Origin of the sequence: Ochrobactrum quorumnocens (assembly GCF_002278035.1) — a bacterium.
In the GTDB taxonomy this organism is placed as follows: domain Bacteria; phylum Pseudomonadota; class Alphaproteobacteria; order Rhizobiales; family Rhizobiaceae; genus Brucella; species Brucella quorumnocens.
The window spans coordinates 1,374,919-1,389,447 of sequence record NZ_CP022604.1; the positions used below are offsets into that span (position 1 = coordinate 1,374,919).

Consider the following 14,529-nt stretch of genomic DNA (forward strand, 5'->3'; position numbering starts at 1 on the left):
ATCAGAACTCGATACCTTTTTGTGCTCTCACGCCCGAACGAAACGGATGTTTGATCATTTCCATTTCGGTGACAAGGTCTGCCGCTTCGATAAGTTCATCCTTGGCATTGCGGCCAGTGATAATGACATGTTTCATTTCCGGCTTGGCGTTCAGCACATCGATCACTTCCTCAACGGGCAGATAATCATAACGCAGCACGATGTTGAGTTCGTCGCACAACACCATGTCATAGCTTTCATCCATGATCATCGCCTTGGCCTGCTCCCATGCACCGCGCGCCATTTCAATGTCGCGGACACGGTCCTGTGTTTCCCACGTGAAGCCTTCGCCAAGCGCAGAAATCGTCACCTGCTCGGGAAACTTCTCCAGCACCCAACGTTCGCCGGTATCCCATGAACCTTTGACGAACTGAACAATACCTATCTTCATACCATGGCCAAGCGCGCGGAAAACCATGCCAAAACCAGCCGTCGACTTGCCCTTGCCCTTGCCGGTATTGATAATCACAAGCCCTTTTTCTTCAGTCTTGGTGGCCTGTATCTTGTCGCGTGCAACCTTCTTCTTGCGCATTTTATCTGCGTGGCGGGCATTGAGCTCCTCTTCCGTCATCGAAAGAAGTTTTGCAGATTTCTCAGCCATTTAGCACCCTTTCTGGAATCAGTTTCATAAGATTTCCCAACTCAAACCGCGCCGAGTTAGAACGCGGTGCCCAGAAACCACGCTCAATCGCTTCATTGAGTTTTGCGGCTGTCTCGGCAAGCGCCGCAGGATTTTTATCCAGCATAAAATCCTGCACGGCCTTATCAACGATATAGGCTTGATAGACCACCTCGAAATGATGATTGCCGACTTTGCCGGTCGTGGCCGCAAAGGCAAAGAGATAATCAACAGTGGCAGCAATTTCAGCCGCGCCTTTATACCCATGACGCATCACGCCAGCGATCCATTTGGGGTTTGCAGCACGTCCACGCACCACACGCGAAAGCTCTTCTTCCAGTGTGCGGATTACCGGTTTTTCGGGTCGAGAATGGTCATTGTGATAAACCTCCGGCATTGAGCCAGTCAGCTTCTCGACAGTTGCGGCCATTCCGCCTTCAAACTGATAATAATCGTCACTATCGAGCAGATCATGCTCGCGATTATCCTGATTTTGCACCACGGCCTGCACGGAACGAAGGCGCTCTTCAAGAAGCCCCCGCTCGGCCTGCCCGTCTTCGCCAGCGCCATAGGCATAACCGCCCCACACCAGCCAGGCTTCGGCAAGATCGTTGCGGCCAGCCCAGCCTTTTTCATCGATCAATGCCTGCAAGCCCGCACCATAAGCCCCCGGCTTTGAGCCAAATACGCGATAGCCTGCGCGACGCTCTGCCGTCTTTTCATCCGCACCACTTGCAATCAGGCGCTCGCGCTCGGCCATTATCCGTGCAGCAATGGGGTTGTCTTCTGCGTCTTCATCCAGCGCACCGACAGCGCGTACAGCCTTATCAAACAGCGCGATCTGCTCTGGAAACGCATCGCGGAAAAAACCGGAAATGCGCAAAGTCACATCCACACGCGGACGACCAAGCTTCGCCAAAGGCACGATTTCGTAGCCTGTGACACGGCGTGAGGCCATATCCCAAACCGGCTTCACGCCGATGAGCGCCAAGGCCTGCGCAATATCATCGCCGCCCGTGCGCATATTGGACGTGCCCCACGCGGTCAAGCCAAACGAAGTCGGCCATTCGCCGTGATCCTGCGTGTAACGCGTGATCAGCAGTTCTGCAGATTTACGTCCCAACTCCCACGCGGCCGGGGTTGGCACGGCGCGACTATCGGTTGAGAAGAAATTCCGCCCTGTCGGCAACACATCAGGCCGTCCACGCGTCGGCGCACCAGATGGCCCCGGCGGAACAAACCGCCCGGAGATCGCAGACAGAAATCCGTCAATTTCCGAAAGACCGCACGCCACCACCTTGGACCGCAAATGCGTATTGATAGAGTGCAGAACGGCCAGCGTCTCAATCCAATCAGTCGGGCACTCAACTTCGCCAGCAACAAATTGCGCTGCCAGCAGTTCAATGCGTTCGACCGTATCGCCAGCTATACGCCAACTGGCAGGACTTGCCGCGACCAGCAATTCTGGCTTTGGCCCCAACCAGGCGTCAGACATCACACAATCGAGCGGATCAAAACCCTCACCAAGCCCGGCATCACGGGCTATTGCTCTTTGCAGGCTCTGATCGCCGGACAACCCGCCAAGCGAGAGCGGTATGCCGCGCGGCACACGTGCCAGAGCGACCAGAAGATCGGTAAGCAATCGCCCTTCTGGCGCCAGTCCGAAAATATGCAGGCCATCGCGGATCTGCATTTCCTTGAGGTCGCAGAGATAGGCGTCAAGCTTTTGCAGCGCCATGTCTTCATCGTCATGGGCATGAATACCCGCATCACGATCAAGGCCAATATCACGCACCAGATCGAGTATCTGGCCTTTCAGCCGCAAGAGGCGACGCGGATCTACACCCGACGCCTCGTAATATTCATCGACCAGCGCTTCGAGGTCTTTAAGAGGCCCATAGCTTTCCGCACGTGTCAAAGGCGGCGTCAGATGATCGATGATCACAGCACTTGCACGGCGCTTGGCCTGTGTGCCTTCGCCCGGATCATTGACGATAAATGGATAGACATGCGGCATAGGGCCGAAGACCGCTTCGGGATAGCAGTTTTCGGAGAGCGCCAAAGCCTTTCCGGGCAGCCATTCCAGATTGCCATGCTTGCCCATATGGACAATGGCATCGATCGCCGCCACTTCACGCAAATAGGCATAAAAAGCAATATAGCCATGCGGGGGCACTAGATCGGGCGAATGATAGGTTTCCTTCGGATCGATATTATACCCGCGTGCTGGCTGAATGCCGACATGCGTTTCACCAAAGCGCATAAGCGGCAAAGCGAAGGCATCAAGCTCATTCGCGAAATAGGGATCATTCTCCGGCGCACCCCAACGTGTCGTCACTTCATCCTGAATCAAATTGGGAAGCGTTTCAAAGAAGCGCTTGTATTGATTAAGCGAAATGGTTTCGCGGATTTCACGCCCGTCACGTGCGGCGTTGGTTGGGCCAGCCATTAAAGCCCGCATCAAGGCATCGCTATCGGCTGGAATATCACCGACCACATAGCCCTCGCCTTTCATGGCACGCAACACTTCAACCGTTCCCGCAGGCGTATCAAGACCGACGCCGTTGCCGAGCCGTCCATCGCGATTGGGATAATTGGCAAGGATCAGCGCAACACGACGCTCATGCGATTTCTTGCGTTTCAACCGCACCCAACGCGCGGCAAGCTCTGCCACGAAAGCAACGCGGCCTTCATCCGGCTCATGGGTGACGATATTGGCTTCGACCGATGCATCGAATTGCTTCGCAGATTTGAACGAGACGGCGCGAGACAACACACGTCCGTCAACTTCTGGAAGTGCGACATTCATCGCGAGATCACGTGCAAGCAGACCCTGCTGCGATGTCTCCCAGACAGCCTTTGGCGTACCGGAAAAAATCACCTGCAAAACCATATTGCCGCGCTTATCAAGCACAGTCGGCTTACGCTCTGCCCCCGGCGAAGAAATCGCAAAGCCGGTGGCATTGAGCACAATATCCGGCGTGCAATCTTCAAACACCCCATCCACAACTGCAGCAGACAGCCGGTCCTTGAGGCTTGAAACGAAAATCGGCAGCGGATTGAGCCCTTGCGCCTTCAAGCCCTCAACCAAAGCCTCTACCGGCTGCGTCTGACAGCTTTGCACCAGAGCACGATAAAAGATAATTACAGCAACTGGCGCGTCTGCATCCGGCCAATGACGTTTGATGCTATCAAGCGACGACACCGTATCATCCGGCCACCACAGTCCCGCTTTCAGCAGCGGTGCTGCTCCTTCCGGTTTTTCGGAATCTGAAATCAGGGCAGTGCAATAGCTCAGAAACGCGATCGTATTCGCCGTTCCGCCTTCAATCAAATAATGCCAAAGCGCCTCGCGTTCTGCGCTAGACACATTGGAAAACCTGTCCAAACCATAATCGGGCTTGTCATCTCCCGGCAGCACAACAATTTTTGCCCCATGCGCAAGCGCGGACGCATGCAATGCCTCAAGCCCATAAGGCCAGTAAGTCTCGCCGCCTATGATGCGCACCACGATCAGCTTTGCATGGCGCGCCGTGCGCTCCACATAGCTATCAACCGACATCGGATGCGTGAGACTCAAGAAATTGGCGAGTCTCAGACTTGGCCGTATGCTTGGCCCGCCCTGCACAAGCTGATTAGCTTGGGCAAGACTGGCCAATTCGGTGTCGGCAGCGGAAAGGAACAGTATGTCACCCGGCGTCTGGCCAAGATCGATGGCCTCGTTGCCGTCGTTAATCGTACCTTTCTGGGCAAGTAAAAGATGCATGGATTAAGCGGCGTCTTTCACCGCTTCGGCAATTGCCACTTCATCAATGTCATGTAGACCGATGACGACGAGGCGCGTTTTGCGCTCCTCGCCAGCACCCCATGGGCGATCGAAATAATGTTCGATACGCGGACCAACCGCCTGCACAACCAAACGCATCGGCTTGCCCGGTACATCGACAAAGCCCTTAAGACGCAGAACATCGTGATCGGCGATGACAGTCTTTAGCTTTTCTGCAAAAGCCTTTGGATCGGCAACCGATCCGGCCTCAACAATAAAGCTCTCGAACTCATCGTGATCATGCTCATGACCATCAGCATGATGGATTTCATGATGCGATTTGCGATTGGCAATATCGTCTTCCGTGCCCACACCAAGACCGAGCAGTACATCGGCACCGAGCTTGCCGAAACTTGCAGGCACCATGTTGACGCGGCGCGATGAACGCTCTGCCACATCGGCTTTCACCTGATCAAGCTTAGCCGCATCGATAAGATCAGACTTATTTAGAACGATGAGGTCAGCCGCATGAATCTGGTCCTCAAAAAGTTCCTCTAAAGGGCTTTCATGATCAAGAGATTCGTCCGCCGCACGCTGCGCATCGACCTTGTCGTGATCGTCAGCAAAACGACCTTCGGCAACGGCTGCAGCATCAATCACAGTCACCACACCATCGACTGTAACCTGTGTCTTGATTTCCGGCCAGTTGAAGGCTGCGACCAACGGCTGCGGCAGGGCAAGACCCGAAGTTTCAATGACGATATGATCAGGACGATCTGCACGATCCAAAAGCTTGGTCATTGTTGGGATAAAATCGTCTGCCACGGTGCAGCAGATGCAGCCATTGTTCAGCTCAATGATATCTTCCTCGCGGCAAGTCTCGATGCCGCAACCTTTCAAAATACCGCCATCAACGCCCAGATCACCAAACTCATTGATAATGAGCGCAATCCGCTTGCCATTGGCATTTTCCAACAGGTTGCGGATCATCGTTGTCTTGCCAGAACCTAAGAATCCCGTGATCACGGTTGCCGGTATCTTCTGACCATGCATCGAATTATCCCTTCATTTTGAGCGGCAATCCTGCCGCCAGAAAATAAACTTCATCTGCCGCTGTAGCCACCGCCTGATGCAAAAAACCGACATGGTCGCGAAATTCCCGCGCCATACGATTTTCCGGCACAATGCCCAGCCCTACCTCATTGGAGACGAAAGCAACCGGGCCGGAAAGCTTTGGTAGTGTGGCAACGAGAACATCAGTTGCATTCGCGATGTCCTGCTCTGCCATCATCAGGTTGGTGATCCAGAGCGTCAGGCAATCAACCAGCACGAAGCGGTCATTACCTGTATGTTTTTCAAGAGCGCCCACAAGATCAAGCGGCTCTTCTTGCGTTTGCCATTGCGGACCGCGCCGGTCGCGATGCGTTACGATACGGCTTTCCATTTCAGAATCGAACGCACGTCCTGTCGCCAGATAAACAGGCTGAAGCCCGGACGTCTCGACCATTGTCTCCGCAAACGACGATTTTCCTGAGCGGGCTCCGCCAAGAACGAATGTGATTTTCGCATTTTCATTTCCGGGCGAAGCCATGTTTATCAGCCTTCGACTTCCGATTTTGCGTAAGTCTGAATGAACCAGCCAAGTGCCAGGCCGATTACCGCCCACATGAAGAGATTGGTCGCAAGAGACGCGACAGCATATTGCGAGGCAAGCAGCGATGGAATTGGCGAGGAAATATCTTCAGGATGCGGCGCGCCGTAAAGATGCGGCGCAACGATCAGAACCAGACCAAGGATCTTGGAAATGACCTCGCCGCGAAGAACCAGCAAATAAATGCCGACACCGCTCAGAACGACTGTTGAAAGCCACCAGAGCTGACGTTGCGCCAAATCTGCAGCAGGCATAGCCGGCAATTCCGGCGAAAGCCCAAGAGCTGGCAGAAATGCGATCGCAAAGAAACCGGCCATCCCCCAGAAAATGCCGTTTTGCGGCGTGATACGTCGGCCAAGCAGCAATGCAACACCGCCAAGCAACAGCGCAAAGCCTGCGCCCGCGACAAGATTGGCAAGAACCGTGTTGCCGAGACGGCCAAATGGCAGTTCGGCTCCAGCTTCTTCGCCTTCGCTGGCTGCAGGCGCAGCAGCAGCATGATCATGTGGCGCGGCAGCTTCCACATCACCATGGCTATGACCGCCACCGGCGTCTTCATAGGTTTCCGCCTGAATGATCAGCGGCACAGTCTTTAGATACATCGCAGGCGTGACCAAAAGCCCAGCCAAAAGGCCCGCAGCAAGCGTAGCCAACAAATAACGGATCAACATTTCATACCCTCAACAGCAATTTCGCTCAGATGGCCGTCCACCATCGAGCGTTTCAATGCACCAAATCGTACAAGCTTGATCGAGCAGCTTAGTGGCAGGGAAAGCCGTAGGAATGACGCGTGTCATGCGCCGAATCATGCAGCGTATCTGAATGCGCAAGACCGACGCCGTAGATCAGGAACGCGCCGAGCATAAGCGACACCACCGCCGTACCAAGACGAGCAGCAAGGGGTAGAGGGAGGGTAGTTGAAAGTGAATTTTCTTTACGCGCAGCCATGACAACCTCCGTGCAGGCAGCTGGGAAAACCTCCCATGGGGTACGGACACAATGTCCTTCACGCAGCAGGCAGGTCTCCTGGCTCACGGGTCGTAAGGAGTGAAGCACCTTCCCAGAAACCAGTCGATGGTTTCCAGTGGTTGCCGGTTGCCCGGCCTGCCTCATCCCTCTCCGTTCTACAGTCGCGGGGTCGGCTGCGATAAAGACGCCCGATATGGGTCCGTCCGTCGCATTCCCTTTTGGTATTGCCGAGATTCGTCCCGGCAAAAACCTATTGCGTAAAAGGACACTAGGCTTTCGCTATGACGGCGTCAATCGAGTGCGAACAGCCCATCGATATCGAGACACCGCTCCAATCCGTCGGCCAGCTCATCAAGTGCTGCTTCTATGCTCGCGCGATAGTTTATGCCCGAACCACTGACGCCGAGAGAAGCCAGAAACTGGTGTCTGTATGCATCGGCACCGAACACACCATGCAGATAAGTGCCCATGATCCGGCCATTCGCTGATACCGCTCCGTCATCATGGTCATCTATCCGGGCAAACGGTCGAATAATATCTGCGCTCCCCGTGCTGCTTATGCTGCGGCCTATATGGATTTCGTAACCTTCAAGGGCTGTATCAAAAAGCATCGAGCGAGCCGCGACATTGCGCACTACTTTTTCCGGCTCCATGACCGTCTCAACATCGAGCAATCCAAGCCCTTCAATCTCGCGAACCTGCCCTTCGATACCGTCAGGATCACTGATGCGGCTTCCAAGCATCTGAAATCCGCCACAAATACCAAGAACATACCCCCCGCGTCGCACATGAGCATGAAGATCATGCTCCCAACCGTTTTCTCGGAAGGCAATCAAATCGGCTATCGTGGACTTTGTTCCCGGCAGAACGACAAGGCCTGCGTCATTGGGCAAAGGCTGACCAGGCGGAACCATGACAACTTCAACCTGTGCTTCCGCCTTAAGTGGGTCAAGATCATCGAAGTTGGCGATACGCGGCAGCATTGGCACTGCTACTTTCAGCGCCTGGGCATCACCGCGCGTTGCCCGTTCCAGCACGACCGAATCTTCTGCTGGCAAACGCGACACTGCTTTGAGCCACGGGACAACGCCGAAAGAACGCCAACCGGTAAAGTCTGTGATCGCAGTCAAGCCATCATCGAACAGCGAAATATCACCGCGAAACTTATTGATGAGAAACCCACGCACCATCGCACGGTCTTCTTCTGACAAAATTGTGTGCGTGCCGACCAGTGAGGCAATCACCCCGCCCCGGTCAATGTCACCCACCAGCACTACCGGCACATTGGCTTGCGTCGCAAAGCCCATATTGGCGATGTCACCAGCGCGCAAATTGATCTCGGCAGGCGAACCGGCCCCTTCGATCAGCACAAGATCAGCACCGTCGCTGACCTTTGCGAAAGATTCCATCACCGCCGCCATTAGTTGCGGCTTCAACTGTTGATAATAGCGGCCGCGTGCCTCGCCCCGCACCCGCCCCTGAACAATCACCTGACTGCCCATATCGGTCTGCGGTTTCAAAAGAACCGGGTTCATGTGAAAAGATGATGGTACACCGCAGGCCAATGCCTGCAGCCACTGTGCGCGGCCAATTTCGCCGCCATCGTCACTGACGGCTGCATTATTGGACATATTCTGTGGCTTAAATGGCCGGACTATCAGTCCGCGATTGCGAGCAACCCGGCAAAGACCTGCAACAAGCACGCTTTTGCCGACATCCGAACCCGTTCCCTGAAACATGATCGCGCGTGTCATGCCCCGTGCCTATCCCAAGTTTCTACGACTGGCAATCGCTGCTCCTTTCCGCAAGTTTATATGCAAAAATGCGCATCCGATTATTACAAAAGTGAGCAACATTATTCCAATAGGGCGTTGGCAGTCTGACAAGGTTGTGGTCTAGTCGCCATAGGAAGCGCGGTGCTCATAGGGAGGAAACCATGGATACGGCGGACCAGAATCAATTCGAACTCAACGAAGACCAACTCGCTATTCAGGAGATGGCGCGTGGTTTTGCTGCCGATTTTGTAGCGCCTCATGCGCTGCAATGGGATCGTGACAAACACTTTCCCATAGACGTCATTAAAGAAACCGGCCCTCTGGGGATGGGCGGCATTTATGTCCGCGACGATGTTGGCGGCTCAGCGCTCAAGCGCTCGGATGCAGTCCTTATTTTTGAGGCTTTGGCCGAAGCTTGTCCTGCTTTTTCAGCGTTTATTTCCATACACAATATGGCTGCATGGATGATCGACACATTTGGCGATGAAAACCAGCGCCAGATGTTCCTGCCCAAACTTACATCTATGGAAACCCTCGCAAGCTACTGTCTTACCGAGCCTGGTTCCGGTTCCGACGCAGCAGCCCTTCGCACGCGTGCCGAGCGCGACGGCGACCACTATGTCATCAACGGAACCAAGCAGTTCATTTCGGGCGCAGGCGCGACTGACCTTTACGTAACTATGGTGCGTACCGGGGAGGACGGCCCGAAAGGAATTTCCACTCTCGTTGTGCCGAAAGATGCACCCGGCCTGTCTTTTGGAGCAAACGAGCACAAAATGGGCTGGAATATGCAGCCCACCCGAACAGTCATCTTCGATAATTGCCGCGTTCCGGTCGCCAATCGTTTGGGCGATGAAGGTACTGGCTTCAAGATTGCGATGGCCGGACTTGATGGCGGAAGGCTGAACATCGCTGCTTGCTCGCTGGGCGGCGCGCAATCAGCTCTTAATAAGGCACTTGATTATTCAGGCCAGCGCAAAGCATTCGGCCAGACGATTGATCGTTTTCAGGCATTGCAATTTCGGCTTGCCGACATGGAAACAGAGCTGTCTGCGGCACGCCAGCTCCTTTACACCGCCGCGAGCAAACTCGACCGCAAAACCCACGATGCAGGCAAATGGTCCGCTATGGCTAAGCGTTTTGTGACAGACACAGGCTTTGATGTCACCAATGATGCGCTGCAGCTTTTGGGCGGCTACGGCTATCTGCACGATTACGGCATCGAAAAGCTCGTCCGCGATCTGCGCGTTCACCAGATCCTGGAAGGCACCAACGAGATCATGCGCGTTATCATCGCGCGCCAGATGATCGGACGCTGATACATATACTTTAGAGCGGTTCCAGTTGGGACTGAATCGTCGGAACCGCTCTAACTTTTTGTTTTTACGCATTATCCAATGCAAAACCGCTTCGCACTTTTGGCTCAAATGCTTCTAAGGAGGAAATCATGGCCACTATCGCTTTCATCGGCCTCGGCAATATGGGCGGTCCAATGGCCGCAAATCTGGTGAAAGCCGGGCATCAAGTTGTTGGCTTCGATTTATTGCCCGCGCATCTGGAAGAAGCGAAAGCGAACGGCCTTTCAATCGCCGCCAGCGCAGCTGAAGCCGTCGCTGATGTCGACGCGGTCATCACCATGCTGCCTGCGGGTAAACATGTTCTTTCCGTTTATGAAGACATCGCGCCTAAAGCCCGAAAAGATTCAGTTTTCATCGATTGTTCGACAATTGATGTTGATTCGGCGCGCAAGGCCCATGAGATCGCAGCCAAACACGGGCACCTTTCCGTTGATGCACCCGTATCGGGCGGAACAGGCGGAGCTGCAGCAGGCACCCTCACCTTCATGGCAGGCGGCAGAGAAGGTGCATTTGATAAAGCAGAGCCAATTCTCAAACCTATGGCTGGCAAAATCGTGCATTGCGGTGGCGATGGTGCGGGACAGGCAGCCAAGATCTGCAACAACATGATCCTCGGCATTTCCATGATTGGTGTCAGCGAGGCGTTTGTTCTGGCGGAAAAACTAGGCCTTTCCCATCAGGCGTTATTCGACGTGGCCTCAACTTCGTCAGGTCAGTGCTGGTCGCTGACAACCTACTGCCCGGTACCCGGCCCAGTGCCAACCTCGCCAGCCAATCGTGATTACAAACCCGGCTTCGCCGCAGCGTTAATGTTGAAAGACCTGAAGCTTTCACAGGAAGCCGCAAAAAGCTCTGGTGCAGCCACCCCCTTGGGTGCACACGCGGAAGAACTGTACAGCCGCTTTGACAAAGACGGTCATGGCGGAGAAGATTTTTCCAGTATCATCAACTTTCTACGCGCAACCAAAACTGGAGACTGATGCAGTTTTTCTCCGGAAAAGCGAAAAAACTCGCTTTGTTTAGATTTGCTTAAGTATCTGATAACCGTCCGGTAACGATGTTGGGCTAAAAGGGAGCAAGAGACGGGTTAAACCTTCTCGATGCTCCGGATTTGGTACTGCGTACCGGAGCTTCAGTCTCTCCCGCCTGTGTATTGTTTGGCGGGAACGCCATGCGTTTTTGGCAAGACCGTGCACCTGACGAGGCAGCGCGGTTTTTGCCATTGTTATTAATCATAAATTATACGTGATTTTTGCATAAGAATTAGCTGCTTCGATTGAATTAAGGCCATAATCCTGTGAAAGCTAACCGCTGCTTGCTAGCCGAACAAAAACCTTATTCTTTCTGGGACCTATAGATTTTGAATACAACAAAACCAATAACGGCGAATTCAGCCGGAAAAAATACCTTCGGTCTGCCGACGGCAGTACTATTTGTCCTTTGTTACTTCGCTTTTCAGGCGGTTTTGGTAACGTTTGTGTCAAATGGTGCAGGCCTTGATGATGCCGAGCAACTCGCCAATATTGGTTATCTTGATTGGGGATATGGCGGCTCGCAGCCTCCGCTCTATACATGGATAACAAATATCGCTGCCTCGGTGCTAGGCACCTCGATGCTGACACTGCAAATCGTCAAATTCGGCATGCTTGCAAGCTTGTTCCTCAGCGTGTTCGGCGCAATGCGTCTGCTGGGTTTCTCGCGCGTTGTTGCATCCGCATCAATGCTGGGACTGTTTCTTGTTCCGCAGATCGGCTGGGAATCACAGCGGGCACTAACGCATTCCATCGCAGGCACAGCAGGGTGTGGTTGGGCCTTTCTGGCTTTCGCATGGCACGTGCGTTCCCGTCATGTGGGCTCGGCAGCCGTACTCGGAATTACCATGACGGCGGCCATTCTGGGCAAATTCAATGCATCGATTTTCGTTGTCATGCTGATTGCCACCGGTCTGTCTGTTCCCGAATATAGAAGAATTCTGCTTTCCAAGCTGTCGCTCGTCACAATCATTGCTTTCGGCATTTCCTTTGCGCCGACTGGTTTGTGGATGCTGGCGCATAAATCAAGCGTCATTGCACGATCTGCCAAGCTGCAAATCGGCGCTTCCGGTGATCTTTTCGCTGATCGTTTGCACGGCGTTGGCAGTTTCGTTGAAGCAGCATTTCTGTTTTCAATCGTAGCGCTCGCGATTGCTGGCATTATCGCACTTATACATTTCAAAGAACGTACATCGCCGCCAAAACCATTCACACCCGGCGAAACATTCATGCGTCACCTACTGGTGATCGGTATGTTGATCGTGCTTTTTGGCGTGGTTGCTGCAGGCGTCAACAACATTAAAGATCGCTGGCTGCAACCCGTGCTGTTCTTGTTGCCTGCAGCGACCGCCGCCTGGTTTTCGCATTATCGCACCGGCAGTAATGCCCTAAGAGATTTTGCGAGGGTCAGCGTTGTTGCGGCACTGATCGTGCCGCCAATTCTTGCCTATTATCTGACATATGGCTCAAGCACGCCGCCTTATGGACAACTGGAATATCAGCGGCTTTACGATGAAGTGAAGCATCAGGGTGAGTTTAAGACAATACTTACGGATAATGCCCAGATACCCGGGAACTTCCGCCTGTTCGATCCATCGCTTCAGGTCATCCATCCTGAAACGCCTTTTGGCGCAGCAAATGCGGCGAGACCTACGTTGGTGATGTGGTTTGGAGATGCAACGCCTAACGAGCGCATAGAAGCGCTTATCAATGAAGCGCAGATCAAGATCCCTGAAACAGGAATCACAACAACTAAGATCGCATACAAAACCCGCCCGGATATGAATATAACCGTGAGTTATTTCTTGCAGAATTAACGCGTTTCTAGGAAAAGTGCGTGGCAGTTTTGTTTGAGACAAATGCTCAAAAACAAATAGATAGAACGCTTCCAGAAATTCAATCTTAACTGGAGCCTATCAAGAAAATGGTCCGGGTAACGAACCCGGACCATTTTGCTTTATTCCACTGTTTCCTGCACAGCATGTGCTGTGCCTTTAACGTCGCGCCCAACGCCGCGCACGGTATTCGCGCAAGATGCGAGCGTGAAAGCACAAAGAACGATTGCAACGGGGACAATGCGGGATAGCTTCATAACAGTCTCTCCATTGAGATAAGCAATTCAACCATATATGCCTCCCAAACTACCTGACGTGAGTTGCCCGGTATTCTGGCGGTGAAGCCGTTAGTCGGCTGTCACATAAGAAACTAGCGCAGGTTTATTCGCTGGCAAGAGAATGAATGGGCAAAACCTCCCAAGATTTGTGTACCCGCTCACGTATTACGAAAAGTATCGAAACGACCGCTACGGCGATAGGCTTCGAATACATTGCGCAAATGTTCGGCAACCACTTGGATATGCTGTCGCGCATCAGGCTTGATAATCATCCCAAGCTGATAACGTCCAAGCTGCGGAAGATCATGTTCGGCGCCTAGCGCAACAATCCCCTCACCAAGCAAAGTTTTCCCGAAAGGCGCAATCGCAAGATCAGCCATGATCGCAGCCCGCTGGCCTGTTGAGTGAGAGCTCATATAAGCGATGCGGTAAGGACGGCCAGACTTCTCAAGAGCTTCCAGAGCATTTCCCCGCCAAGCACAGCCCTCTTCCCATATCGAAAGCGGTAACGGATCACGGCGATAGGCGGTGCCGCATTTGGCTCCAGCCCAAACCAGTTCCTCATCAAGCAATACTTCGATATCGCCTTTGCTTGGAACCGTATGCGAAAGATTGATCAGCGTCACATCCAGACGACGTTCGTCCAACCGCTTGCGCAAATTGCTGCTCTGATCAATCACCACATCGACAGTCACGCCCGGATGGGTTTCAGCAAAGCGCTTCAAAACGAGCGGCAACACGCATTCCCCGATGTCATCCGGCGAACCGAGCCGAACCACGCCTGTAACGGTCGGGGCCACAAATTTTGCCACTGCTTCGCGATTGAGAGCAAGCAAACGCCGTGCATAGCCAAGCAGCACTTCGCCGTCGCTGGTCAGTGTCACAGACCGAGCGTCGCGCTCAAAGACCGCAACACCGAGTTGTTCCTCAAGTTTCTTGATTTGCATCGAAACGGCTGAAGGCGTGCGAAACACCACATTTGCCGCCGCCGAAAAGCTGCCCGTATCTGCAATGGCTGCAAATGTACGCAGCACATCAATATCGAGCATAGGCAGTGGATGCTGAACCGGCGCTGTCATAATGGACTCCGCTTTTTGTTAGTTCAATTTTTCTGATGTTATACCTTTCTATATTTCGTTTGATTGAACGTCAAGACGGAAGCACACTCTCTAACAATTGAGATCACTCTGACTGCAACAACCGCTCGA

Annotated in this window: 12 protein-coding genes and 1 riboswitch; of the genes, 3 read left to right on the plus strand and 9 right to left on the minus strand. The window is 53.4% G+C overall.

All coding sequences use genetic code 11. From position 1 onward, the window contains the following. Window position 1: 1 nt before the first annotated feature. From cobO to CES85_RS16220, 7 genes are all read right to left on the minus strand, one after another. Complete coding sequence (gene cobO / locus CES85_RS16190; protein ID WP_095446873.1) at window positions 2-640, minus strand: cob(I)yrinic acid a,c-diamide adenosyltransferase; 639 nt, start codon at window positions 638-640, stop codon at window positions 2-4. Beyond that, on the minus strand, window positions 633-4,424 hold the full coding sequence (gene cobN / locus CES85_RS16195; protein ID WP_095446874.1) for a cobaltochelatase subunit CobN: 3,792 nt from the start codon (window positions 4,422-4,424) through the stop codon (window positions 633-635). The genes cobO and cobN overlap by 8 nt, the downstream gene beginning before the upstream one ends. A gap of 3 nt (window positions 4,425-4,427) precedes the next feature. Next, entirely contained in the window at window positions 4,428-5,477 is a 1,050-nt protein-coding gene (cobW, locus tag CES85_RS16200) for a cobalamin biosynthesis protein CobW (protein WP_095446875.1), read from the minus strand. Between the two features lie 4 nt (window positions 5,478-5,481). Next, window positions 5,482-6,015: a bifunctional adenosylcobinamide kinase/adenosylcobinamide-phosphate guanylyltransferase gene (cobU, locus tag CES85_RS16205; RefSeq protein WP_095446876.1), complete on the minus strand. Its 534-nt coding sequence runs from the start codon at window positions 6,013-6,015 to the stop codon at window positions 5,482-5,484. Window positions 6,016-6,020: 5 nt separating this feature from the next. Next, window positions 6,021-6,746, minus strand: coding sequence for a CbtA family protein (locus CES85_RS16210; protein ID WP_095446877.1), 726 nt, complete (start codon window positions 6,744-6,746; stop codon window positions 6,021-6,023). 88 nt (window positions 6,747-6,834) lie between these two features. Next, window positions 6,835-7,023 (minus strand): CbtB domain-containing protein, encoded by a 189-nt coding sequence (locus CES85_RS16215; protein ID WP_095446878.1) that lies wholly within the window; start codon window positions 7,021-7,023, stop codon window positions 6,835-6,837. Window positions 7,024-7,074: 51 nt separating this feature from the next. After that, window positions 7,075-7,313: riboswitch (cobalamin riboswitch) on the minus strand. Window positions 7,314-7,334: 21 nt separating this feature from the next. Then, window positions 7,335-8,798, minus strand: coding sequence for a cobyric acid synthase (locus CES85_RS16220; protein WP_095446879.1), 1,464 nt, complete (start codon window positions 8,796-8,798; stop codon window positions 7,335-7,337). Between the two features lie 182 nt (window positions 8,799-8,980). On the opposite strand from CES85_RS16220, the gene CES85_RS16225 reads away from it, so the two are divergent. The 3 genes from CES85_RS16225 (at window position 8,981) to CES85_RS16235 (ending at window position 13,025) form a co-directional block, all read left to right on the plus strand. Beyond that, window positions 8,981-10,138: an isobutyryl-CoA dehydrogenase gene (locus tag CES85_RS16225; protein ID WP_095446880.1), complete on the plus strand. Its 1,158-nt coding sequence runs from the start codon at window positions 8,981-8,983 to the stop codon at window positions 10,136-10,138. A 128-nt stretch (window positions 10,139-10,266) separates the two neighbouring features. Next, window positions 10,267-11,157: a 3-hydroxyisobutyrate dehydrogenase gene (gene mmsB, locus CES85_RS16230; protein WP_095446881.1), complete on the plus strand. Its 891-nt coding sequence runs from the start codon at window positions 10,267-10,269 to the stop codon at window positions 11,155-11,157. 497 nt (window positions 11,158-11,654) lie between these two features. Next, window positions 11,655-13,025: an ArnT family glycosyltransferase gene (locus CES85_RS16235; RefSeq protein WP_235901865.1), complete on the plus strand. Its 1,371-nt coding sequence runs from the start codon at window positions 11,655-11,657 to the stop codon at window positions 13,023-13,025. Between the two features lie 140 nt (window positions 13,026-13,165). Here the strand turns inward: CES85_RS16235 and CES85_RS16240 are convergent, their stop codons facing one another. Next, window positions 13,166-13,300 carry an entericidin A/B family lipoprotein gene (locus tag CES85_RS16240; protein WP_007875604.1) on the minus strand — a complete coding sequence of 45 codons (135 nt, stop codon included), beginning with the start codon at window positions 13,298-13,300 and terminating at the stop codon, window positions 13,166-13,168. Window positions 13,301-13,479: 179 nt separating this feature from the next. Further along, window positions 13,480-14,400 carry a LysR family transcriptional regulator gene (locus tag CES85_RS16245; protein ID WP_095446883.1) on the minus strand — a complete coding sequence of 307 codons (921 nt, stop codon included), beginning with the start codon at window positions 14,398-14,400 and terminating at the stop codon, window positions 13,480-13,482. Window positions 14,401-14,529: the final 129 nt, after the last annotated feature.